The organism is Streptomyces sp. UW30 (genome assembly GCF_008042075.1).
In the GTDB taxonomy this organism is placed as follows: domain Bacteria; phylum Actinomycetota; class Actinomycetes; order Streptomycetales; family Streptomycetaceae; genus Streptomyces.
This window is the reverse complement of the sequence record NZ_RDBN01000027.1, coordinates 104357-128216: the sequence shown is the minus strand read 5'-3', so window position 1 is coordinate 128216 and position 23860 is coordinate 104357. Positions and strand designations below refer to the sequence as shown.

The window sequence follows — 23860 nt, the reverse complement described above, 5'->3', positions numbered from 1 at the left end:
TCAGCGGCGCCCGCCGAACTCCCAGTCATGGACCTCGACATCGGCGTACAGGTCCGCTTTCAGTACGGTGCGCGCCGTCTCCGCGTCCGGCGCGCGCACCAGCGCCGCCGTACCGAGCCAGGCGGTGCCGTCATCGGACAGCAGCGGTCCGTACGCGACGAGTTCGTCGTTCTCCGGCGGTTCGGCCGGGTCGGCCGCCCGGTCCGGGCCGAGGCCCAGCACCAGGTACCGGTTTCCTTCGCTGCGGCCACCGGGGAAGTCCCACATCGTGCGTCCCAGCATGTTGCGCCACCGGCGCAGCAGCACGTCCCGGTATGCGCCGGCCTGGTAGTTGGGCTCGTCGAAGGCGAACGCGCGGGCCGCGGCGGGATCGGGCAGGTCGACGATGTGCACGCTGCCGGTCGGCGTCTCCCCGTCCGACGCGAACGTCGGCCCGCGCGCGATCAACTGCTCGGCGAACGGGTCCATGTACGACCAGTGCTCCTCCTGCAACTGCTCGCGCAGTGCCAGGGAGCCGGGCCGGTCACGGTGGTAGCAGAAGAACTCCATTTCCCCATTCTGGGCCATTACCTCACGCTCTGTGGCATGATCCGCTGTCATGCCCTCGTCTACCGCCTGGACGCCAAGAACCGTTGCCCGTCTGCTGGTTGTCCTGCTCGCGCTGCTCGCGGCGCAGGGCGGCGCCGGGTCCGAGGCCCTCACGGCGCCCAGGCCGCAGACCGTCGCCGGCACCGAGGCGGCGACCCCCGATCGGCCGCGCTACGACGTGACGCTGCGCGCGAACGCGGACGGCTCCCGCTGGACCGGCCGGCAGCGGGTGTCCTTCCGCAACTCCTCCGCTCGTCCGCTGAGCGAGGTGTACGTCCGCCTGTGGGGCAACGGCGTCGACAAGTGCGGCACCACCGGCACACCGCCCGCCGTCGAGGTGTCCAAGGTGCGCGGCGGCACCGCGGGCCGGCCCAGCGTGAACTGCACGGCACTGCGGATCGCCCTGCCGAAGCCGCTCGCGCGCGGCGAACGCGCCACCGTCTCCTTCGACGTGTCCATCACCGTCCCCGAACACAACGACCGCTTCGGCCGCGAGGGCGCCTTCCGCTTCCTCGGCAACGCGCTGCCGGTGCTCGCCGTGCACGACGCGAAGGGCTGGCACCTCGATCCGTATGTGTCGACGGGTGAGAGCTTCTACACCCTGGCGGGCGACTTCCGTGTGGCGCTCGACCACCCCTCGAACCTCAAGATCCCCGCGACCGGCCGCACTCGGACCCTCCCCGGCGAGACCGGTCGCAGCGTCACCGTCAGCGTCGCGCAGCGTGTCCGGGACTTCGCCTGGGCCGCGGGCCCGTTCCGTACCGCCGTCGCGACCACGCCCGGGGGCGTGCGGGTGAAGTCGTACTGGGCGCCGGAGACGTCCGCGACGGGGGTGCGCCTCACGCGTGCGGACGGCGCCGCCGCCGTGGACCGGTTCGGCAAGGAGTTCGGCCGCTACCCGTACGGCGAGATCGACCTGGTGATGACCAGCGAGTTCGGCGGCGGCATGGAGTACCCGGGACTGGTCCTCCTGGGCACCACCGACGAGGGCGGTGCCGTCGTCCACGAGGTGGCCCACCAGTGGTGGTACGGCATCGTCGGCAACGACGAGTACGGCGCGCCCTGGCTGGACGAGAGCTTCGCCCAGTACGCCAACGCGCGCTTCTACGGCTGGGACACCCGCGGCTGCTGGTCGGAGGTCGACTGGCCGGGGGAGCGTACGGCGCTGACCAACTCGATGGCGTACTGGGCCGCGCACCGGGGCGAGTACCACCTGGTCTACACGGCCGGCTCCTGCGCGCTTGCGGACCTGGAGCGCACGCTCGGCGCCGGCACCATGGCCCGCCTCCTCAAGCGGTACGCCCACGACCACTGGTACGGCGTCTCCACCACCGCCGACTTCAAGAAGGCCGCGCAGTCCGCGACGACCAAGGACCTCGGCCCCTTCTGGAAGCGGCACCGCATCCGGTGACCGGTTGAGGCGGGGCCCGGCCGCCCCGCGCCGAAGGGCAGGCCGCCCTGCGTCACTCCGGCGAGAAGCGGCGTCGCACGTCGGGCCGGGACTTGAGCCGTTCCGGATAGCCGGGGCCCATCCGGGCGACGGTGTCGTCGGCGTGCATCGGATCGCCGCAGGCGGAGCAGACCACCTCGGCGTGTCCGTCGTGGCCGCATGCCTCGTGGTGCAGGGTGATCGGCGGTCCCTCGGGGCCGGCGAGCCACCGGTCGCCCCAGTGGGCCATCGCGGCCAGGACCGGGAAGAGGTCCCTGCCCTGCTCCGTCAGCAGATACTCGTGGCGCGGCGGCTCGCTCTCGTAGAGCCGTCTCTCCAGCAGTCCCGCCTCGACCAGGCGCCGCAGCCGGTCGGTGAGCGTGTTCCGGGCGATCCTCAACTCGCCCTGGAACTCGTCGAAGCGGCGGCTTCCGTAGAACGCCTCTCTGAGGACCAGGGGCGTCCAGGCGTCGCCGACGATGTCCAGGGTCCGCGCGATGGAGCACGGCCAGTTCGCGAAGGACGTACGCGCGCTCACGCCCGCCCTCCGACCTCGTGGACCAGCTCGATCGCGCGGCCCAGGGTGTCGAGGCGGGCGGCCAGGTCCGCACCCGCCGGATACAGGCGGACGGTGTCCACGCCGGCGTCGCGCCAGACGCGCAGCCGTGTCCGGACCATGCTCTCGGTGCCGATCAGTGTCGTCGCGAGCACCATCTCGTCGCTGACCAGCGCGGCGGCTCCTTCCCGGTCCCCGGCCTGCCAGCGCTGCCGTACCTCCGCGGCGACCTCGGCCCAGCCCTGGCGGCTGTAGGCACGGTTGTAGAAGTTGGTGGACGCCGAGCCCATGCCGCCGAGGCTGAAGGCCAGTTCCTTCTTGCGGTCGGCCACCATGGCGCCCAGTGCTTCCTCGTCGGGGGCGAAGGCGACCTCCGCGCCCTGGCAGATGTCCAGGTCGGTGCGGGCGCGTCCGCCGCGCGCCAGGCCCTCGTCGATCGGGGCGAAGTAGGCGTCGGCCGCTCCCTCGGGCACGAAGCTGGTGCCGAGCCAGCCGTCGGCGACCTCGCCGGTCAGCCGGAGCATGGCCGGTGACAGGGCGGCCAGGTAGATCGGCACGGGGTGTTCGGCCCGCATCGACAGCCTCATGGGGACGGCGTCCCCGCCGGGCAGCGGGATGCGGTACTCGTCGCCGGAGTAGTCGATCTTGTCGCCGCCCATGGCCTGCCGCACGATCTCCACCGTCTCGCGGACGCGGGCCAGCGGGCGGGCGAACGGGACGCCGTGCAGCCCCTCCATCACCTGGGGGCCCGAGGGGCCGAGGCCCAGCAGGAAGCGCCCCTGGGACAGGTTGGAGAGGGTGATCGCCGTCTGCGCGAGCGCCACCGGCGTGCGTGTGCCGACCTGCATGACGCCGGAGCCCAGCAGCATGCGGTCGGTGCGGGCGGCGTAGTAGCCGAGCGCGGAGGGCGCGTCGGAGCCCCAGGCCTCGGCCACCCAGCAGATGTCCAGGCCGAGCTTCTCCGCCTCGACGACGAAGTCCGCCTGCTGCCGCCAGGTACCGAGACCGGACGCCTCGATCGTCGTCGCGGTCCTCATCGCTCCTCCGCCAGCTTCTTGACGTGCCCGAGGGTGACGGTCATGTTGCGCTCGAACTCACGCATCCGCACGAACACGATCTTCTGCTCCTTGTCCGGCATCTCGTCGATGGCGAAGGACAGACCGGACCGGCCGGGTCCCATCTGCATCCACTCCGACAGCTCGGTTCCGCCGTCCTTGCCGTCGAGCCGGAAGCGCCAGACGGCGGAGGGCCGGGACGGGTCGTCGACGGCCCAGGCGAGAACGCGCGGGTACTGGCACTCGATGACGTGCGAGGTGGTCTCCCACTCCCCGAGGGCCTCGTGCCTGCTCCGGCCGACGAAGCGAGCGCCCACGGCGGGGCGGGACGCGCCGTCGAGCCAGTGGACCGACTGGAGCTCGTCGCTCATGCCCGGCATCAGCGTCACGTCGGAGACGATCTGCCACACCCGGTCCGGCGGAGCGTCGATCCACGCCCGCACCTCGACCGTGGGTGTGTCCGCGTAGCGTGCGCCCGTCCACTCCACCCCGCACCAACCCCTTCCCCGATGAAGGCCCTTGACCTTCAGAGTTGCGTAACGAGACTGACTGCGTCAAGAGGAACGCCGACACCGGGGGCCGGCTCCCCTATGCCCCGGTGCCGCCGCTCTCCGTGGGCCAGACCGCCTTGCGCACCTGCTCCTCGACGTCGCTGCGCGTCTCGCCCCGTGACCTGGCGTACTCGGCCAGCGCGAGCTGCACCTCCCGGGCCAGGTCCCGCCAGGCCCGCAGCGCGGTGTTGTATGTCTCGGTCTGCCGCGGGCTCCAGCCGCCGTGCTGCGTCGGCGGTCCGTACATGCCGCGCAGCTCCTCCACGCGGCCGTGTGCCTGCTCGGCCGCGCGCTCTTTCGCCACCAGCTCTTGGAAGAGAGTCGTCACACAAATGGAGCATAGGCGGGCAAATACTCTGCCGCGCATCGAGCACCGGTGAGGCTCAGGCCGACGGCTGCACGACCGCCCTCTGCGCCCACTCCCGCGTCGACAGGGCGAGCAGTGCCTGAATCTCCCCCGGGGCGGGCAACGGGCCGTGGTCTCCCGTCACTTGGAGGGCGGAAGCGGCGGTGATGTGGCCCAGCCGCAGGGCGTCGGTCATGGTCGCGCCCCGCAGCAGGCCCGCGAGGAAACCGGCCGCGAAGGCGTCGCCGGCGCCCACGGCCTCGACCACCGTCGTGCGCGGCGTCGGCACGGTGACGGCGCCCTCGCCGGTGAACGCGGTCGCGGCGTTCGCCCCGTCCTTGACGACGAGGACGCGCGGATGCGGGAGCCGTTCCCGTACGGCCCGCGCGGTCAGGTGCTCGCCCCACAGCGCCTGTGCCTCGTCCAGGCCGACGAAGGCGATGTCGGCCCGGTCGGCCAGGTCGCGCAGCACCGCCGGAGCCACGCCGTCCGGCCAGAGGGCGGCACGGTGGTTGACGTCGAAGCTCACCGCGTACGGGCGGGTGCCGGGCTCGTCGGTCAGCGCCCGGGCCACCAGGTCGCGGCAGGACGCGGACAGTGCCGGAGTGATGCCGGTCAGGTGCAGCAGGGCTGCCGCACGCACGGGTGGGCCGTCCAGCAGGTCGGGGCCGAGTGCGGAGGCGGCCGAGCCGCGGCGGTAGTAGTGCACCCGCGTCCCGGCGGGGCCGGGGTCCTTGACCAGCAGGCCGGTCGGGCGGTGGGGGTCGCTGCGCACGTACGAGACATCGACGCCGGGCGCGGCGACCGTGGCGCGGACGCGGTGGCCCAGGGGGTCGTCGCCGAGGGCCGACAGCCAGGCGACCGGGATGCCGTGGTCGGCCAGGTACATGGCGACGTTCGACTCGGCTCCCGCCACCGACAGCCGCAGCCGGGGCGCGGTCAGCAGGGGGCTCGGCGGGTCGGGGGCCAGGGCCGCCATCGTCTCGCCGACGCAGACGACCGGGCCGGGAGCGGGGCGCCAGGGAGCGGTCATGCCGGATCCCCGAGGGTCGAGGGGTGGCGGACGCTGTCGAGCCGGCAGGCGGGCGTCGGCGTGCCGGGCACGTCCACGCGTGCGGTGAACAGGGCGCCGTCCTCGTCGCCGGGTACGCCCAGGCCCACGCGGGCGGTCGTGATGTGCAGGACGTCGTGGGCGAGGCACACGCCGGCCGGTTGCCGTGCGGGCAGCCGCAGTGTGCGGTCGAGCGTGCCGTCCGGCAGGTGGCGGCGCACGGTGCCGGTGCCCCAGACGGCGATCCACACGGCGCCTTCGACGTCGACCGCCATGCCGTCGGGGCTGCCGCCGCGGATCGTCACGAACTCCTCGGGTGCGCCGAGGTCGCCCGTCACCGGGTCCACCGCATGGCGCCGGACCACGCCCCGGGCGCTGTCGGCCAGGTACATGAGGCCGCCGTCGGGCGTGAACGCAGGCCCGTTGGGCACGGTGATGCCGTCCAGGACCCGCACGACCGTGCCGTCCCGGTCGAGGCGGTACAGGGAACCGGCGCCGTCGTCGGCGTCGTAGGCCATGCTGCCGGCCCAGAACCGGCCGAACGGGTCGGCGACGGCGTCGTTCATGCGCATGCGGGTCGGGGCGTCGTCCTCCGGCCGGGCCAGCCAGTCGAGGGTGCCGTCGGCGTGCAACAGGCAGATGCCGGTGCCGGCGGCGGCGATCCAGGTGCCGGAGTGCCCGGCGACCGGGGCCACGGCGCCCAGGGGGACGGGGAGTTGGGCCAGTGTGCGCAGGGGTGCCGTCGGTTCGTGCGGAGCGGACAGCAGCCGCCCGGCGAGGATGTCGACGAGGACGACGTCCGTGCCGGTCCAGCGGATGCCCTCGCCGAGTTCGAGGCGGTCGGGGCGCGCGGCGCGCAGGTCCGCCGTCATGGCGTCGCCTCCGCCACGATCGTGCGGAACAGGCGGGCGCGCTCCCTGAGGGCGGTGATGCTGCCGCCGTCGGCGGCGTCGCCGACCAGGGGTGAGCCGACACCGACCGCGAGGGCACCGGCCGCGAGGCAGGCGCGGGCGGCCGCCTCGTCGATGCCGCCGACGGGGACGAACGGCGTGTCGGGGAACGGGCCGCGCAGGGCCTTGAGATAGGCCGCTCCCCCGGACTGGGCTGCGGGGAAGATCTTCAGCGCGGCCACGCGCAGGGCGCGGGCGGCGATGATCTCGGTCGGGGTCAGCACGCCGGCGAGGACCGGCATGCCCAACTCCTGTGCCGTGGCGACGCCGTCGCCCAGTCCCGGGGTGACCGCGAAGTCGGCTCCGGCGCGGTGGGCGGCGCGGGCGTCGTCGGCGGTCAGGACGGTGCCGGCGCCGAGGGGGCGCTCCGGTCCGAGGGTGCGGCGGGCGCGTTCGATGACGGTGAGGGCGTCCTTGCCGGACAGCGAGACCTCGATCAGTTCGACGCCCTCCTCGGCCAGGGCCAGCACGGTGCGCAGCGCGGCGTCGGCGTCGTCGCCGCGCACGATCGCGACCAGGCGGTGGGTGGCCAGCGCGGCTGTCAGGTCCACGGACGGTGCTCCTTCGGTGCGGAGGTCGCCGGACAGCGGCAGGCCCCGGTGATCGTGAGTCGCCAGCGGACCTCGCCCGACGGCGGGACGCGCGCGGCGTCGGCGTCGTCGCCGCGGACGATCGCGACCAGGCGGTGGGTGGCCAGCGCGGCTGTCAGGTCCACGGACGGTGCTCCTTCGGTGCGGAGGTCGCGGGGCAGCGGCAGTCCCCGGTGATCGTGAGGTGCCAGCGGACCTCGCCCGACGGCGGGACACACGCGGCGTCGTCGGGGCCCGCGTCGGCGAGGTCGAAGACGCGGCCGAGCATGGGCTCCACGCCGATGCTCCGGTAGGGGTGCGGCCGGGGGTAGCCGGCGAGGTTGCGCCACAGGGCGATCGACACGGGCTGTCCGTCCGCCTGTACTTCCAGGGCGAGCCGGTCGTGGTCGTCGTGGACGCAGCACAGCGGCGTGTCGACGACGGCCCCGACCGCGGTGCCGTCGTCGGGGCCGAGTCGATGGAGCGGCAGCCCGTGGGGGGTGGGCCAGCGGCCGGTGATCCAGGGTGCTCCGGTGGGCCAGGGCTCAACGAGGAGTGGGGCGGCCTCGGGGAACAGGCGGGTGGCGGCGCCGTCCGGCATGCGCGCGATCGCGTTCCCGGACAGGTCCAGCAGGGCGTGGGCCGCCCAGACGAAGCGGAAGCCGGGCTGTGCGGTGAGGGTGTAGTCGGCCCGGACGCCGTCGACGGTGGGGCGGATGGTCCGGGCGAGGGTGAAGGAGTCCCCCTGTACCCGTTCGGTGTCGCCGGTCCGGGTCCAGGGGCGCGACCAGGCGTCTCCGTGGTCGGGGAGGCCGCGGACGGTGGGGACGCACTCCTCCAGCCCGCCCGCGTCCACGAACGCGTCGCCGGGTGCGGCCTTGTCCCGTTCCGGCGCCGGGCGGTGCCACAGCCATTCGCGCCGGGGTGAGCGCAGGGAGGTCCAGCGGCCGCCGTGCGCGGGGTCGGTGGTGATCTCCAGCACCGTCGTCACCACTCGGCGAAGGAGTCGTCGGAGTGCCGCCAGACCGGGTTGCGCCAGGCGTGTCCGGCGCGGTCGGCCGCGCGTACGGCCGCGTCGTCGATGGTGATGCCCAGGCCGGGGGCGTCGTTGCGGGGCGCGTGGCCGTCCACGAACCGGAAGGGGGCGGGGTCGGCGAGGTAGGACAGCAGGTCGGCGTCCTTGTTGTAGTGGATGCCGCGGCTCTGTTCCTGGATGAGGAAGTTCGGGGTGGCGAACGCCACTTGGAGGCTGGCGGCCAGCGCGATGGGGCCGAGCGGGCAGTGCGGGGCGAGCTGGGCGCCGTAGGTGTCGGCGAGGGAGGCGATGCGGTGGACCTCGGAGATGCCGCCGGCGTGGGACAGGTCGGGCTGGGCGACGGCGATGCCGGCGGTGAGGGCGGGCAGGAACTCGCCGCGCGAGTAGAGGCGTTCGCCGGTGGCGAGGGGGATCGGGGTCGAGGCGACCAGGCCGGGCAGCAGGTGGCCGTGTTCGGGGACGACGGGTTCCTCGACGAACAGCGGGTGCAGCGGGGCGAGTTCGGCCAGTACGCGGCGGGCGCTCGCGGCGGTGAAGCGGCCGTGGAAGTCGACGGCGACATCGCGGTCGGGGCCGAGGACGTCGCGGGCGGCGGCGACGCGGGCGACGACCGCGGCGGTCTCGGCCGGGGTGGTGATCGGCGAGGTCGCGCCTGCCGCGTTCATCTTGACCGCGGTGAAACCCGCTTCGACCTGGGCGGATATCTGGTCGGTGAGCTCGGCGGGTTCGTCGCCGCCGACCCAGGCGTAGACGCGGACGCGTTCGCGCACGGGTCCGCCCAGCAGGGCGTGCACGGGGGCGCCGTAGGTCTTGCCCGCGATGTCCCACAGGGCCTGGTCGAGGCCGGCGACGGCGCTGGACAGGACGGGGCCGCCGCGGTAGAAGCCGCCCTTGGTCAGCACCTGCCAGTGGTCCTGGATACGCAGCGGATCCTGGCCGACGAGGTATTCGGCGAGGACGTCCACGGCTGCGCGGACGACTTCGGCCCTGCCCTCGACGACGGGTTCGCCCCAGCCGACCACGCCGTCGTCGGTCTCGATGCGGCAGAACAGCCACCGCGGCGGGACCAGGAAGGTTTCTATGCGCGTGATCTTCACTTGCCGCCGGTGCCTTTCGTGTCGTCGGGGCCCCCGTCGGCGGGGCCGTCGATCCGGTCCAGGTCGCGTCCGGCCTGGGCGAGCAGGGCCCGCATCGCCGTCTCGGCGGCCTGGGCGTCCTGGTCGCGTACGGCGTCCAGGACGGCCTGGTGGGCCGGTACGGGGTCCTCGCTGTGGGGGTGGCTGTGCACGATGCGGTCGCGGTGGGCGAGACCCGGCTCGATGACCATCTCCATGCGCTGCAGCAGTTCGTTGTGCGTGGCGGTCAGCAGGGCCCGGTGGAAGGCGAGGTCGGCGTCCACGGCCTGCGCGGGGTCGGTGCCCTGCGCCCCCATCGCCTCCAGCGCCGCTTCAAGGGCCGCGAGGTCGGCGTCGGTGCGGCGTTCGGCGGCCAGGCGCACGGCGGCCGGTTCGACGATGGCGCGCACCTCGGCGAGGTTGCGCAGCAGTGTCCGGTCGGCGTCGGTGGCCTCGTCGGCGCCCTCGAACTGCCAGCGCAGTACGTCGGCGTCGAGGAGGTTCCAGTCGGCGCGGGCCCGGACGAACGTGCCGCGTTTTTGTCGGGCGTCGACCATGCCCTTGGCGGCGAGCACCTTCAGGGACTCGCGCAGGGCGGTGAGACTGACGTCCAACTCGCTCTGCAGCGCCACCAGGTCGAGCGTGGCTCCCTCGGGGATCCGACCGCCCAGGATGCGGCGGGCGAGGGCCTCCACGGTCTGGCCGTGCACGCCGCGGCGGGCGTAGGGCGTCATGTCGTACAGCCTTTCTGCTGAAGGGTGCGGACGGGGGTGCTGGTCATGCCGAGGCCTTCACGACGCTCCAGCCCCCGTCCACGACGAGGCTCGTGCCGGTGATGTAGGAGGCTTCGTCGGCGCTGAGGAAGGCGATGGCCGCGGCCACCTCCTCGGGGGTGCCGAAGCGACGGGCCGCCGTCTCGGCGACGCTGCGCTCCCGCTCCTCGGGCGGCACCCGGTCCCAGGCGGCGGTCAGGATCGGCCCGGGCAGGACGGCGTTGACGCGGACCTCGGGCCCGTACTCGGCGGCGAGCTGGCCGCACAGGGACAGCAGGGCCCCCTTGGACGCGGCGTAGGCGGGGTGTCCGGGGATGCCGACGCGCGCGTGGACGGACGAGGTCAGCACTGTCGCGCCGCGCCGCTCCCGCAGGTCGGGCAGGACCGCCCGGAAGCCGAGGAAGCTCGCGGTGAGGTTGATGGAGAGCTGGCGCTGCCACGACTCCAGGGTCATCTCATGGGCGGGGGCCACGTCGACGGTGTAGGCGTTGCTGACGAGGACGTCCACGGGCCCGAAGTCGTGGGCGGCGGCCACGATCCGGCGCCAGTCGTCCTCGGCCGCCACGTCGGCCCGCACGAACCGGGCCCGGCCGCCGTCCTTGGCGATCCGCTCGGCGAGCGCCGCGCCGCGCTCCTGCGCCACGTCGGCGAGCACCACCGCGGCGCCCTCCTCGGCCAGGCGGACGGCGGTGGCGGCGCCGATGCCGGAGGCCGCGCCGGTGACCACGGCCGTGCGGCCGGTGAAGCGGTCACCGGGCCGGCGTGGGGACTGGTCCATCGTGGGGTCGACTCCTTTGTGAGCGTCCGTCGTGAGCTGGGTGAGCGGGGCGGGCCGTCCGGGAAACCTATGCGGCTCACTGGCGTGTCAGTACCACCAGGTCGGCGTCGTGATCGCGGCTCCAGGCGAAAGGCAGCCCGTAGTGCAGCAGATGGGCTCCGCTGTACGTCGTCCCGGTCGCCGTGTCCCGATAGTTCGCCGCCGGCTCCAACGCCCGCAGCCGCAGCCGGTCGGGGCGTCCGGGCACCAGAGGGGCACCGTCGAGACGTCCGGTGCTCAGCGCGGCGACGACCGTGCGGTCGCCGGAGTCGAACTGCACACCGCAGGTGCTGTCCGCCGGGGAGCCCAGCAGCCGGACGTCCCCGTGGTGCAGGACCTCGCGCACGTCTTTGTAGCGGGCGATCCACCGCGCGGCCTCGGCCCGTTGCTCCGCGCTCCAGGCGCGCAGGTCGGCGCCGATTCCCAGCACTCCGCACATGGCGTTGACGAAGCGGAACGCGAGGGTGCGCGGGCGCGGGTCGAAGACGCCGGGCGCGTCGGTGACCCAGGAGCTCATGACGTGCGGCGCGTGGGCGTGCAGGAAGCCGTACTGGACCCTGAGCCGGTCCAGCGGGGCGGTGTTGTCGCTGGGCCAGACGACGTCGGTGCGGGCCAGCGTCGCATGGTCGATGCGAGCGCCGCCGCCCGCGCAGCCCTCGACGGTGACGTCGGGGTGGGCGGTGCGCAGGTGGTCCAGGACGCGCAGGTATCCGGCGACGTGCTCGCCGTCGAGGTCGGCGTGCCCGGCGCCGGGGCGGCCGCGTTCGGTGGGCGGCCGGTTCATGTCCCACTTGAGGTAGCCGATGTCGTAGGTGCCCAGGAGCCGGTCCAGGGTCCCGATCACGAAGTCCTGGACGTCGGTGCGGCCGAGGTCGAGCAGGAGCTGGTTGCGCACCAGCCGGGCGGGCCGGTCGTCGATGCGGTAGACCCAGTCGGGGTGTTCGGCGTGGAGTCGGCTGCCGGGGCTGACGGCCTCGGGCTCGACCCACAGGCCGAAGTCGAGGCCGAGGCCGCGCACTTCCTCGACGAACCGGTCGAAGCCCTGCGGGAAGGCCGCCGGGTCCGGATACCAGTCGCCGAGTCCCCCGGTGTCGTCTTCGCGGCCGGTGAACCAGCCGTCGTCCACGACGAACAGCTCGGCGCCGAGGTCCGCGGCCGTCTTGGCGAGTTCGAGCTGGCCGGCGGCGTCGACGTCGAAGCCGGTGGCCTCCCAGGAGTTGTAGAGGACCTTGCGGGTGCGGTGCAGGCGCTCGCCGGTGAGGTGGCGGTCGTAGCGGTGCCAGACGCGGGACAGGCCGTCGAGTCCGTCGGGGCTGAACGCGCAGGCGAGGCGGGGCGTGGTCAGGGTCGCGCCGGGGGCCAGGGCCACGGCTCCCTCGTGCGGGACCCGTCCGGCCCGCACCCGGATCGCGCCGCCGGGCTCTGCCTCGGCGGTGATGTGCCAGTTGCCGGGCCACTCCAGGGCTACACCGTAGGCGGGGGCGTCGTCCGTCGTCGCGTCCTGCACCGCGAGCCAGGGCGCGTAGGCGTGGCCGGGCACGCCCTGGGTGCTGCCCATGGTGAACGTGCCTCTGGTCAGGTCGAGTTGGGTGCGCTGGAACTCCTGGGACCACTGGCCGGTGAGGTAGGTCAGACGGGCCCCGTTGGTGACGGGCACGTTCACGGCCGCCGAGTCGAGGCGTTCCAGGCGCAGTTCCCGCGACGCGGTGTGCTCGGTCCAGCGCAGGATCACATCGGTGCCCGGCACGGTCTCGTAGCACAGGACGGTACGCAGTCCCAGGGTCTCGTCGGTGAACGCGAGCCGCAGCTTTCCCGCAGTCTCCTGCGCCCCTTCGAAGGCCCACCACACGCCTCGCTCGCCGTCCGCGCGCTCGGCCACGAGTTCCGCTCCGGTGAACGGCCTGAGTCCGTACGGCAGATACTCGGCGGGGGCGGCGTCGGCGGGCGTGACGAAGTGGGTGCGGTGCGACCAGTCGAGTGCCGACGGTCCGATCTCGACGCTGTGCGGTCCCCAGGCGTCCAGCTCGGCCCACGGGCCGTCCGGGGACAGGCGCACCGTGTAGCTCGTGTGTTCGGTGCGCAGGGTCCAGCGCTGGTACGGCGTCACTTGACTGCTCCGAGGTTCAGTCCGGCCACGAAGTGGCGCTGGAAGCGCAGGAAGACGGCCACGGTGGGGGCGGCGGCGATGACGGAGCCGGCGGCGATCACGTTCCACATGGACACGTACTGGCCCTGGAGGCCGATGAGGGCCGCGGTGATCGGCATCTTGGTGTCGCTGCGCAGCACGGTGATCGCCCACAGCAGGTCGTTGAAGATCCAGGTGAACGACAGGGCGCTGAGCGCGGCGAGGGCGGGCCGGGTCAGCGGCAGGATGATCCGCCAGAAGATCTGCCAGGGTCCGGCGCCGTCGACGACGGCCGCCTGCTGGATCTCGGCGGGGATGGCCCGCATGAACCCGTGCAGGACGAAGACGTAGAACCCGACGCCGAAGCCGATCTGCACGCCGATCAGCGCGGGCAGGGTGTCGTAGACGCCCATCAGCTCGCTGAGCTTGGAGACGGGGATGAGCAGGATCTGCGGCGGGAGCAGGTTGCCGCCGAGCATGAGCAGCAACAGGACGCGGCGCAGGGGCAGTTCGTAGCGGCTGAGGGCGAAGGCGGCCATGGCCGCGAGGGCCAGTGTCACCAGGACGCTGGGGACGGTGACGATCAGGCTGTTGATCAGGGCGCGCTGCTGGCCGCCGTCGACCCAGGCCAGCCGGAAGTTGTCCAGGGTGAAGGAGTGCGGCAGGCTGCCCAGCCCGTTCGCGGCGATGTCGTCGAAGGAGCGCAGGCTGGTGACGATGACCAGGGCGATGGGCAGCAGCCACAGGACGGCCAGAGCGCCGGCGCTCAGATGGAATCCGGCCGTCGCGGCCCGCTTGCGGCGCACCGCCGTGGAGTTGGCGGACATCAGTCGGCCTCCCGGAACGCACGGATGAGATAGGAGGCGATGACGCCGAACGCCAGCAGGAAGATGACGACGGCCAGGGCGGAGCCGTAGCCGAGCCGCAGGGACTGGAAGGCGGTCGAGTACATGTAGGTGCTCAGCAGTTCGGACGAGTGGTAGGGGCCGCCGCGGGTCAGCGACCACACGACGTCGAAGGAGCGCAGCGAGTCGATGATGATGACCGACACAACGACCGCGTTGACGCTGCGCAGTTGGGGCAGGGTGATGTGGCGCAGGCGCTGCCAGGCGCTCGCGCCGTCGACCTTCGCCGCCTCGTACAGGGCCGGGTCGATGCCCTTGAGGCCGGCGAGGTACAGGACCATCACATAGCCGATCTGCCGCCACAGCGCGGGCACGATGACCGCGTACAGGGCGGTGTCCTGATCGGCCAGCCAGGCGTGCCGCAGGCTGCCGAGGCCGACGGACTCCAGGAGCTGGTTGAGGACGCCGTCCGGCTGGTAGATGGCCTGCCAGACCAGGGCGGTGGCGACCAGCGAGAAGACGACGGGCAGGAAGAGGGCGGCGCGGTAGAGGCCGACGCCGCGGCGCTCCTGCTGGAGCAGCAGTGCCGCGGCGAGGCCGAGCAGGGCGGACAGGCCGCCGAACAGGACCAGCCACAGGACGGTGTGGCCGACGGCGCCGCGGAAGGTGTCGTCGCTCGCCATCTCGCGGAAGTTGTCCAGGCCGACGAACTTGGGCGCCGAGACCCCGTCCCAGCTGGTCAGGGCGAGGTAGAAGCCCTGGAGCGCGGGCCAGAACACCCACACGGCCTCGACGAGCAGCGGGACGAGGACGAAGGCGAGCACCAGCGGCGGGGTGCGCCGGGGTCCCCGGCCCCGGCCGCCACGGGACGGCGTCGGGACCGGGGCCTTGCGGTGGGGGGCGGTCAGGACGGCCATGTCAGGCCTTCCAGATCTTCTCGGCCTCGCGCTGCCAGTCGGTGAGGATGCTGCCGATCTCCTTGGGTCTGGCGAGGAACTTGGTCAGGGCGGTGTCGGCGGTGGGCTGGAGGGCGTCGCTGGAGTCGCGGTTGAAGAACTGGGTGATCTCGGCCGCCTCCTCGATGTGCGCGCGGCCCTTCTTCACCAGCGGGGTGCCGGCGTCCTTGGCGTCGGGGTGGCAGGGCAGGACGGTGCCGGAGGAGCCCTTGATGTAGATCTCCTGGGCCTCGGCGGTGGCGAGGTAGCCGAGCAGATCGAGCACGCCGTCGCGGCGTCCGGTGCGGGCGCTGGCGAAGTAGCCGTCGGTGGGGGCCTCTTCGGCGAGCGGGACCTTGGGGTCGATGACCGGGAAGCGGAAGAAGTCGATGTCGTCGAGGGCGTCCTTGGGGGCCGCGTCGGCGAAGAACGTCCCGATCAGCATCATGCCGCTGCGGCCGTTGAGCAGGGCGGTCGTGGCGTCCTGGAAGGCGCCCGCGGTGCCGTTCGGGTCGAAGTACGGCAGCACTTCCTGCCAGCGGTCGAAGACCTTGCGCACCTCGGGGTCGTCGAAGCGGTGCTTGCCGGCCAGCAGTTCACGGTGGTACCCGGCGCCGTTGATGCGGATGTCGAGGTAGTCGAACCAGGCCGACGCCACCCAGGCGGTGTTGCCGCCGGCGCCCAGGCCGATCGGGGCGACGCCCTTGCTCTTGAGCTTGTCGCACAGGTCGAGGAAGTCGTCCCAGCTCTTCGGCTCGCTCACGCCCCACTTGGCGAAGTTGGACTTCCGGTAGAACATGCCCCACCAGTAGTAGGTGGCCGGGACGAAGACCTTCTTGCCGGAGCTCGACGTGCACAGCGAGTTCAGCGCCTTGGAGTAGCGCTTGAGGTCGGCGGAGCCCCAGAGGTCGTCGAGGCCGAGCAGCAGGTCCTTCTTGGCGTAGGCGTCCGCCACCGATCCGGGGTACCAGGTGTAGACGTCCGGCGGGTTGGCGGAGGTCAGGTACGTCGGCAGCTGGGTGCGGAACGTCTCGGCGGCGACCGTGTTGAGGCTGACGTCGCCGGCGTCCTTCTTGCCGTAGGCGGCGACCAGGTCCTCCATCGCCGCCTTGGCCTGCGGCGCGGACAGGTTGGACTGAAGGGTGACCGCGCCTTCGGAGGAGGACTTCGCGGACGAGGTCGAGGTGACGCAGCCGCTGAGCAGCGCGGCCGTCCCGGCGGCGCCGGCTCCGGCGAGGAAGCGCCGACGGCTTGGGTGAGGGTTCGTCATGGAGGGCTCCCTGTGGATCCGCGCGGCGGATCCAGGTTCGCGTGGCGCTTCCACCACGTCAAGATTAATTACTAATTTATTTGAACTGGGTCCGGTGGACGACCCCGTCGACCCCGCGGAACACGGCGTCGACCACGCCGCCCGGCCCCGCGACCGCCCCGAGCGCACCGTCGAAGGCGGCACTGGGGAACTCCTGCCGCTTCGTCCAGCCCTGCCAGGCGCCGCCTTCGTAGCGCTGCTGCCAGAGCGTGTAGTCACCGGCTCGCGCGTACAGGACCACCGCGTCCCCCCCGGTCACGAGGGTCGGGCTGCCGCTCACGGTCCCGCCGAGCGAGGTCCACCCCGACCACTCCCCCGAGGCGTCCCGTGACCGCGTCCACACGTCGTCGGCCGAGGTGCGCACGGCGACATGAACACGCCCCTGCGCATCGACGACGGCGGACGGCCTGCCGTAGACCGGCCGGTCCCCCGGGGCACCCAGCGACGACCAGTCGGACTCCGGGCCGCGCTGCACGACCCGACCGTCCGCGCCGCGCGCGACGAGGGTCCAGTGCGCCGGGTCGGTGAACGCCACCGACGGCGCATCGGTGACCGGCCCGCCCAGGTTCTGCCAGGCACCCCAGCCGCCACCGGCGAACACCCGGCGGTACACACGGGAGTCGGTGCCGCGCACGAAGACATCGATCCGGCCGCCCGAGGAGGCATAGGCGGCCGGCTGGCCGAGGATCCTGCCGCCCGCCGGTCCTCCGAGGTCCCTCGTACGCGGCGTGCCGTCACCCTCCGGGGCCGCCGTGTGCTGGACGAGGTTCCCGCGCGGCCCGCGGAAGAACGTGCTGAGCGAGTCGCCGTCGCGCACCACGGCCGGGCTCGCGGTGGCCTTCTCGCCCAGGCTCGCGCCGGGCAGGGCGTCCTCGCCGGTGAGCTTCAGGAAGGCGGTGCCGTGCGCGGGGACCTCCACCGTGTACGACCCGGTGTGCGTGCCGCGGTCTGCGCGGGCCCGCAGGTCGCGCACCTTGACGGCCCCGCCCAGCGCGGCGTCGGCGAAGTTCACCGTGCGCTGGGCCGGCTTGTCGGAGCGGTTGAGCAGCACGACCGCGCGCCGCCCGTGTCCTTCGAGGACCTTGCTGTAGACGTCACCGACGGAGTCGGTGGCCACCCGGACGCCCTGGACGGCGAGCGGGTCCTGGTTCACGGCGATGATCTCCGGGTTGCGCAGCACCTTGATCATGGACGCGGACAAGGTACGGGGATCGGAGCCGAGGACCAGCGGCGAGGCCATCTGGGCCCACATCACGAACTGCGTGGTGGACTCCTCCTCGGTCAGCTCCAAAGAGCCGTCGGCCATGCGGCGCGTGGGGATGAGGTAGTCCGGGTCGTTGTAGTGGCCGGGCCCCTGCGCCTCGGGGTGCCAGGCGTTGGCGTCCATGTTGCGCAGCACGTTGGGCCACTGGCCCGGGCTCGGCGTGCCCCAGGCGATATCGGTCCCGGTGCGCCAGGAGTCGGCGATCGTGGGGGCGTAGGCGTACGTGTTGTGCGCGTCCTGTTCGGGCGTGTGCGGCAGGCCCCAGTCGTCGGTGAGTGGGTTGCAGAGGTTGAGCAGCATCCTGCGCCCGGACTTGGCCACGGCGTCGCTGAACTCCTTGAACGCGGGCCCCGGATCGAGCTTGGCGCCGATGCCGCACAGGAAGTCGACCTTGATGGCGTCGATCTTCCAGTCGGCGAACTGCCGGGCGTCCTCGGTGTAGTGGCCGCGGCTGCCGAGCCCGCAGGTCTTACCGCCGTCGTAGGCGCCGGCGTCGGTGTAGATGCCGGCCTTCAGTCCGCGTCGGTGCAGGTAGGAGACCAGGTCCGGGATGCCGGAGGGGAAGCGGTCCGGGTGGGCCGCGAGCCGCCCCTGCGCGTCACGGGGGTTGTCGGCCTGCCAGCCGCCGTCCAGCCACACGATGTCGTAGCCGCTGTCGCGCAGGCCGCTGCTGACGAGCTTGTCGGCGACCGCGCGGACCTCCTTCTCGGTGGGCGCGCCGAGCCCGTAGTAGGTGTTCCAGCCCATGTACGGCGTCGGCGCGAGACCGCTGTCGTAGTAGGCGGGCGCTCCTTGGTCCGCGGTGGTGCCCGCGGTGGCGGCAGGGGCCGCGGAAGCGGTGAGGACCACGGAGATCGCGGTCGCGAGGGCGAGTGAAGTCACGTGCCTCTCCCGGAGGTTGGGAAGCAGGAGGAGGTGTGACGCGGGCCGCGCGGGGGCCGGGGCCTTCGGCGTCACGGCGAAGACTGTGGCGCGCGGCCGGAACCCTGTCAATATTAATTACTAATTTACAGAAACAAGAGGCTGGGGATGTCGGAGGTCTTGACGGGCTCACGTCGGCGATGCAGGGTTTGGCAACGTTGTCAGAGGTCATGCAAGGCAACGTTGTCAGCTGTTGGTCCCAGGTCTCCTCGTTCACCGGACATCCCTGATCGGAGCCGTTGTCCCATGCCGGATCAGCCTTCTGTGCCGTCCCGCCGCACCGTACTCGCCGCCGGGTCCACTCTCCTCGCGGGCTTCGGGATCGGCATGAGCCTGCCACCCGGCGCCGCCGCGGCCGGAATCGGCCATCCGCGCCAGGCTCCCACCCGTGGCGAACTCGCCGCCTACCGGCCGGTCACGGTCTCCTCCACCGACTACGCCCCGACACCGGCCGAGTTCGCCGTGGACGGCCTCGACACCGTGGGCGTACGCGGGACGGGCTGGCGTGCCGCCGCCGGCGATCCGCAGTGGATCAGCGTCGACCTGCAGGCGCTGTGCGAGGTGGAGTCGCTGCGGCTCACCTTCGAGGCGACCGTGGACGACCCGCCCTACGTCGACGCTCCCGGCGGCAATCCGCGGGACAACACCACGGGGCAGGAGATCCTGTCCAGTTGCGCGGTCGGCTTCGTGATCGAGACCTCCCGCGACCAGAAGTCATGGACGTCCGTGTACCGCACGGACTCCGGCCGGGGCGGGGTGGTCGAGATCGCGCTGCCGCGGCCCGTCGCCGCGCGCTGGGTGCGCATGAGCGTCCACGAGCGTTCCAACGCCAACCCGCTGGGCCTCGGCGGCCTTCAGGTGTACGGCACTTGCGCCGCCGGCCGCCCGGCTGTCACCGGCTGGACGGACTGGGGCGTGCGGCACCGCACTCCCCCGGCGCTGAAGGTCGCCGCGGACGGCACCGTGCCGCTGGAGTCCGGCTGGGACCTGACGATGGACGACTGGGCCGGCGGGGAGGGAGCCGAGCTGTCCAAGCCGTCGCTGGACACCAGCCGTTGGCTCCCGGCCACCGTGCCCGGCACCGTGCTCACCTCCCTGGTGGACCAGGGGCACCTGCCCGACCCGGTCGCCGGCTTCAACAACCTGCATGTGCCGGAGGCCCTCTCCCGCCACTCCTGGTGGTACAGACGCCGGTTCAGTGTGCCCAAGGGCCTGCGCACCGGGGCCGGGCGCCGCGTCTGGCTGGAGTTCGACGGCGTCAACCATGAGGCGGAGGTCTGGCTCAACGGCAGCCGGGTCGGCACGCTCACCTTCCCCTTCGCCCGTGCCGCCTTCGACGTGACGAAGCTCCTCACCGGCACGGGCGATCAGGCCCTGGCCGTGCGGATCACGCCGATGCCGTACCCGGGCAGCCCGGGCGACAAGGGCCCGGCCGGCCTGGCCTTCGTGGATGCCGGGGCGAACATGATGAACCGCAACTCGCCGACGTATCTGGCCGCTTCGGGCTGGGACTGGATGCCGGCGGTGCGCGACCGGGCGGCCGGCATCTGGAACCACGTCCGGCTCCGCTCCACGGGCGCCGCCGTCCTCGGCGATCCCCGCGTGGACACCCGGCTGCCCGACCTGCCCGACACCGGCACGGCCGAGCTGACCCTCGTGGTCCCGGTGCGCAACGCCGACTCCGACAGCCGGAGCATCACCGCCTCCGCCGCCTTCGACGACGTACGGCTGACCCGGACGGTCACAGTGCCCGGTGGCGAGACGGCCGACGTCACCTTCACCCCGGCCGATCATCCGCAACTGCGGCTGCGCAACCCGAAGTTGTGGTGGCCGAACGGCTACGGAGACCCCGCGCTGCACCCGCTGACGCTCACCGCGTCGGTCGCGGGCGAGGAGAGCGACCGGCGCACGACCCGGTTCGGCATCCGGCAGTTCGGCTACGAGTACGACGTCCCGCTCACCTTCCAGTCGGGCAGCGACGCCTACGCGCAGACCGTCGACTTCGCCCGGCAGAAGGCCCGGCACATACGCATCCTGTGCCGCACCCGGGCCACGGAATGGGGCTCGTCCATGTGGGGTCTGTCGGTGGTCGACAGCTCCTCGCCCGGCAGCGACCTGGCGCTGGGCAGGGACGCCACGTCGTCGTCCGTCGACGACCCCGCCCACCGGCCCGGCAACGCCACGGACGGCGATCCGAAGACCCGCTGGTCCWCGGCGTTCGAGGACGAGCAGTGGATCCAGGTCGACCTCGGCGCCGAGGTGTCCTTCGACCGTGTGGTGGTCACCTGGGAGCAGGCGTACGCGAAGACGTACGCCATCCAGGTCTCCGACGACGGCACCGAGTGGCGTCAGGCCGCCTCGGTCGACAACTCGGCGGCTCCGCTGCCCTTCCGTACCTCGGGTGCGGCGGCTCTTCAGAACGTGGAGTTCGAGGCGCGGACGGCGCGCCACATCCGGGTGCTCTGCCACAGCCGTGCGACGAGCTGGGGCGCGTCGATGTGGAGCATGTCGGTCGTCGACAGCTCCTCCCCCGGCACCGATCTGGCCCTGCGCAAGGCGGCCACCGCGTCCTCGGAGGAGGGCTCGGGGAGCAAGGCCGCCAACGCCGTGGACGGTGACCCGGGCACCCGCTGGTCCTCGGCCTACGAGGACGAGCAGTGGCTCCACGTCGACCTCGGCGACCGCGTGACCTTCGACCGGGTCGTCATCGTCTGGGAACAGGCGTACGCGAAGACGTACACCATTCAGGTCTCCGACGACGGCGAGGACTGGACGGACGTGAAGTCCGTCGACAACTCCACCGTGCCGCTGAAGATCAGCGTCAACGGTGTCCGCGTGTTCTGCCGGGGCGGCAACTGGGGCTGGGACGAACTGCTGCGGCGCATGCCCGCCGAGCGGATCGACGCGGCCGTACGCATGCACCGCGACATGAACTTCACCATGATCCGGAACTGGCTGGGGAGCAGCAACCGCGAGGAGTTCTACGCCAGTTGCGACGAGCACGGGCTGCTGGTCTGGAACGACTTCCCCAACGCGTGGGCCATGGACCCGCCGCACCACGAGGCGTTCCTGAGCCTGGCCGAGGACACCGTGCGCCGCTACCGCAGCCACCCCAGCATCGTCGTGTGGTGCGGCGCCAACGAGGGTAACCCGCCGGGCCCGGTCGACGACGGCATGCGCGCGGCGGTCCGGGCTCAGGCGCCCGATCTGCTGTACCAGAACAACTCCGCGGGCGGCATCGTCTCCGGCGGCGGCCCGTACGGCTGGGTCGAACCGCAGCGCTACTCCTCCGCGAGCACCTACGGCAGCGGCAGCTTCGGCTTCCACACCGAGATCGGCATGCCGGTGCTGCCGACGGCACAGACCATGCGCAGGCTCGTCGGCGACGAGCCCGAGTGGCCCGTCAAGGGCGCCTGGTACTACCACGACTGGAGCACGCGCGGGAACCAGGCACCGCAGAACTACCGGGCGGCGATCGAGGCGAGGCTCGGCGAGGCGAAGGACCTCGACGACTTCTGCCGCAAGGCGCAGTTCGTCAACTACGAGAACTTCCGCGCCATGTTCGAGGCGTGGAACGCCCGTCTGTGGGACGACGCGAGCGGGCTGCTGCTGTGGATGTCCCACCCCGCCTGGTACAGCACCGTGTGGCAGACGTACGACTACGACTTCGACGTCAACGGCGCCTACTACGGCTCCCGCAAGGCGAGCGAGCCCGTCCATGTGCAGGCCGATCCCGTGAGCGGGCAGGTCATCGCGGTCAACCACACGCCCCGGCGCGTCGTTGGCGCCACGCTCACCGCGCACCGCTACGACCTCTCCGGGCGCCGGCTCGGATCCGAGCAGCGCGCGAGGGTGGACATCGCCACGTCGTCGACCACGCCGGCCTTCACCGCGGGCAGGACGGACGATCTGCCTGACTTCCATCTGCTGCGGCTGCGGCTGGTGGACGCGGACGGCGAGCTGCTGGCCGAGAACACGTACTGGCGGTACCGGGAGGCCGGCCACATGCGTGCCCTGAACGAGGTCGCGCGGACCAGGGTGTCGGTGGAGATCACCGACACGGACCGCGCGGGTGCCCGCCATGGACTCACGGCGCGCCTGCGCAACCGTGGCACGACCGTGGCGGCCATGGTGCGCGTCTCGCTCCTGGACGGCGAGAAGGGTCACCGGGTGCTGCCCACGCTGTACAGCGACAACTACCTGTGGCTGCTGCCCGGCGAGTCTCGGACCCTCACGCTGTCCTGGCCTGCCGCTTCCCTCGCGTCCGGCAGGCCGGCCGTGCGGGTGGAGGGCCACAACGTGCCCACCGCGACGGTGGGCCGGTCCTGAGGAGGAGCGGCACCGGCATTCAGAAACGGTGTCGCTGAATCCGATGAAAAGGATGCGTTGGACGTCAGAATCAGGCTGGAGCACAGTGAGCAGGTCCTCACCCGGACCGAACCACCCCGACTGCACCTTGCGGAGAACACTCGATGAACCACGTCGCTGATCCCGAGCGCTACAACGGCACCATGCGGTACCGGCGCACCGGTCGCTCAGGACTCGACCTGCCCGTGCTGTCCCTGGGGTACTGGCACAACTTCGGTGACGACAAGCCCTTCGAGACCCAGCGCGAGATCGCCCTGCGCGCCTTCGACCTCGGCATCACCCACCACGACCTCGCCAACAACTACGGCCCGCCCTACGGCGCCGCCGAGATCAACTTCGGCCGCCTCATGAAGCAGGACCTCGCGCCCTACCGGGACGAACTGGTGGTCTCCACCAAGGCCGGCTGGGACATGTGGCCCGGCCCCTACGGCCAGGGCGGCGGCTCCCGCAAGTACGTGCTCGCCTCCCTGGACCAGTCGCTGCGCAGGACGGGGCTGGACTACGTCGACATCTTCTACTCCCACCGGCTCGACGCGAGCACCCCGCTGGAGGAGACGATGGGCGCGCTCGACACGGCCGTCCGCCAGGGCAAGGCCCTGTACGTCGGCATCTCCTCCTACGACGCCGAGCGCTCCCGGCAGGCGGCCGCCATCCTGCGCGAGCTGGGGACGCCGCTGCTCATCCACCAGCCGTCGTACAGCATGCTCAACCGCTGGATCGAGACCGACGGTCTGCTGGACGCCGCCGAGCAGGAGGGCTTCGGGGTCATCGGGTTCACCGCGCTCGCCCAGGGGCTGCTGACCGGGCGCTACCTCGACGGCGTGCCCGCCGGTTCCCGGGCCACGCAGGGCAAGTCGTTCGACGAGACCTGGCTGACGGACGACATGCTGCGCAGGCTGCGCGCGCTCAACGACATCGCGGCCCGGCGCGGGCAGAGCCTCGCCCAGATGGCGCTGGCCTGGGCCCTGCGCGACCGGCGCGTGACCTCGCTGGTGATGGGCGCCTCCCGCACCGAGCAGCTCGAACAGAACGTGGCCGCTCTGGAGAACGCCGACTTCAGCGACGAGGAACTCGCCGAGATCGACAAGTACGCCACCGACGGCGGCGTCGACCTGTGGCGGGATGCCCGGACGGGCCAACTCGGCTGAGGCCCGAGCCGCACAGTTCCTTCGCGCACCCCGGACGCCCGACGGCGTCCGGGGTGCGCTGCGTCTCGGCGGGCCGTTCGGCCGGAATATCCGACGGACTTTTGGTATG

The 23860-nt window shown here is 72.2% G+C and carries 21 protein-coding genes; 3 read left to right on the top strand and 18 right to left on the bottom strand.

Features of this window, described 5'->3' with window-relative positions:
• Positions 1-549, bottom strand: coding sequence for a YciI family protein (locus EAO75_RS14600; protein ID WP_147995487.1), 549 nt, complete (start codon positions 547-549; stop codon positions 1-3).
• 49 nt (positions 550-598) lie between these two features.
• Between EAO75_RS14600 and EAO75_RS14595 the strand changes: the two genes are divergently transcribed.
• Entirely contained in the window at positions 599-1999 is a 1401-nt protein-coding gene (locus EAO75_RS14595; RefSeq protein WP_147995486.1) for a M1 family metallopeptidase, read from the top strand.
• A 52-nt stretch (positions 2000-2051) separates the two neighbouring features.
• Here EAO75_RS14595 and EAO75_RS14590 read toward each other — a convergent pair whose 3' ends face one another.
• The 17 genes from EAO75_RS14590 to EAO75_RS14515 form a co-directional block, all read right to left on the bottom strand.
• Positions 2052-2555, bottom strand: a complete 504-nt coding sequence (locus tag EAO75_RS14590) for a winged helix-turn-helix transcriptional regulator (RefSeq protein WP_147995485.1) — start codon at positions 2553-2555, stop codon at positions 2052-2054.
• The gene (locus EAO75_RS14585; protein ID WP_147995484.1) at positions 2552-3610 is read right to left on the bottom strand and encodes an LLM class flavin-dependent oxidoreductase; all 1059 of its coding nucleotides are present in this window, start codon (positions 3608-3610) and stop codon (positions 2552-2554) included. The genes EAO75_RS14590 and EAO75_RS14585 overlap by 4 nt, the downstream gene beginning before the upstream one ends.
• A complete protein-coding gene (locus EAO75_RS14580) occupies positions 3607-4116 on the bottom strand; it encodes an SRPBCC family protein (protein ID WP_147995483.1) in 510 nt (169 codons plus the stop codon). The genes EAO75_RS14585 and EAO75_RS14580 overlap by 4 nt, the downstream gene beginning before the upstream one ends.
• Before the next feature lie 100 nt (positions 4117-4216).
• Entirely contained in the window at positions 4217-4507 is a 291-nt protein-coding gene (locus EAO75_RS14575) for a hypothetical protein (protein ID WP_147995482.1), read from the bottom strand.
• Between the two features lie 55 nt (positions 4508-4562).
• Entirely contained in the window at positions 4563-5558 is a 996-nt protein-coding gene (locus EAO75_RS14570; RefSeq protein WP_147995481.1) for a sugar kinase, read from the bottom strand.
• On the bottom strand, positions 5555-6448 hold the full coding sequence (locus EAO75_RS14565; protein WP_147995480.1) for an SMP-30/gluconolactonase/LRE family protein: 894 nt from the start codon (positions 6446-6448) through the stop codon (positions 5555-5557). The genes EAO75_RS14570 and EAO75_RS14565 overlap by 4 nt, the downstream gene beginning before the upstream one ends.
• Complete coding sequence (locus EAO75_RS14560; protein ID WP_147995479.1) at positions 6445-7077, bottom strand: bifunctional 4-hydroxy-2-oxoglutarate aldolase/2-dehydro-3-deoxy-phosphogluconate aldolase; 633 nt, start codon at positions 7075-7077, stop codon at positions 6445-6447. Before EAO75_RS14560 ends, EAO75_RS14565 begins: the two co-directional genes overlap by 4 nt.
• Positions 7068-7241, bottom strand: coding sequence for a hypothetical protein (locus EAO75_RS47315; RefSeq protein WP_187284439.1), 174 nt, complete (start codon positions 7239-7241; stop codon positions 7068-7070). The genes EAO75_RS14560 and EAO75_RS47315 overlap by 10 nt, the downstream gene beginning before the upstream one ends.
• A complete protein-coding gene (locus EAO75_RS14555) occupies positions 7232-8077 on the bottom strand; it encodes a hypothetical protein (RefSeq protein WP_147995529.1) in 846 nt (281 codons plus the stop codon). The genes EAO75_RS47315 and EAO75_RS14555 overlap by 10 nt, the downstream gene beginning before the upstream one ends.
• 5 nt (positions 8078-8082) lie before the next feature.
• Complete coding sequence (gene dgoD / locus EAO75_RS14550; protein WP_147995478.1) at positions 8083-9228, bottom strand: galactonate dehydratase; 1146 nt, start codon at positions 9226-9228, stop codon at positions 8083-8085.
• On the bottom strand, positions 9225-9980 hold the full coding sequence (locus EAO75_RS14545) for a FadR/GntR family transcriptional regulator (RefSeq protein ID WP_147995477.1): 756 nt from the start codon (positions 9978-9980) through the stop codon (positions 9225-9227). The genes dgoD and EAO75_RS14545 overlap by 4 nt, the downstream gene beginning before the upstream one ends.
• Positions 9981-10023: 43 nt before the next feature.
• A complete protein-coding gene (locus EAO75_RS14540; protein ID WP_147995476.1) occupies positions 10024-10797 on the bottom strand; it encodes an SDR family NAD(P)-dependent oxidoreductase in 774 nt (257 codons plus the stop codon).
• A 76-nt stretch (positions 10798-10873) separates the two neighbouring features.
• Entirely contained in the window at positions 10874-12943 is a 2070-nt protein-coding gene (locus tag EAO75_RS14535) for an alpha-galactosidase (RefSeq protein WP_147995475.1), read from the bottom strand.
• Entirely contained in the window at positions 12940-13788 is an 849-nt protein-coding gene (locus EAO75_RS14530; protein WP_147995474.1) for a carbohydrate ABC transporter permease, read from the bottom strand. Before EAO75_RS14530 ends, EAO75_RS14535 begins: the two co-directional genes overlap by 4 nt.
• Complete coding sequence (locus EAO75_RS14525) at positions 13788-14723, bottom strand: carbohydrate ABC transporter permease (RefSeq protein WP_147995473.1); 936 nt, start codon at positions 14721-14723, stop codon at positions 13788-13790. The genes EAO75_RS14530 and EAO75_RS14525 overlap by 1 nt, the downstream gene beginning before the upstream one ends.
• A gap of 1 nt (position 14724) precedes the next feature.
• Positions 14725-16011, bottom strand: a complete 1287-nt coding sequence (locus EAO75_RS14520; protein WP_147995472.1) for an ABC transporter substrate-binding protein — start codon at positions 16009-16011, stop codon at positions 14725-14727.
• 76 nt (positions 16012-16087) lie between these two features.
• Positions 16088-18196, bottom strand: a complete 2109-nt coding sequence (locus EAO75_RS14515; protein WP_261989289.1) for a glycoside hydrolase family 27 protein — start codon at positions 18194-18196, stop codon at positions 16088-16090.
• Positions 18197-18481: 285 nt separating this feature from the next.
• On the opposite strand from EAO75_RS14515, the gene EAO75_RS14510 reads away from it, so the two are divergent.
• Positions 18482-22564 (top strand): discoidin domain-containing protein, encoded by a 4083-nt coding sequence (locus EAO75_RS14510; RefSeq protein WP_147995471.1) that lies wholly within the window; start codon positions 18482-18484, stop codon positions 22562-22564.
• Positions 22565-22707: 143 nt separating this feature from the next.
• The gene (gene mgrA / locus EAO75_RS14505; protein ID WP_147995470.1) at positions 22708-23751 is read left to right on the top strand and encodes an L-glyceraldehyde 3-phosphate reductase; all 1044 of its coding nucleotides are present in this window, start codon (positions 22708-22710) and stop codon (positions 23749-23751) included.
• Positions 23752-23860: the final 109 nt, after the last annotated feature.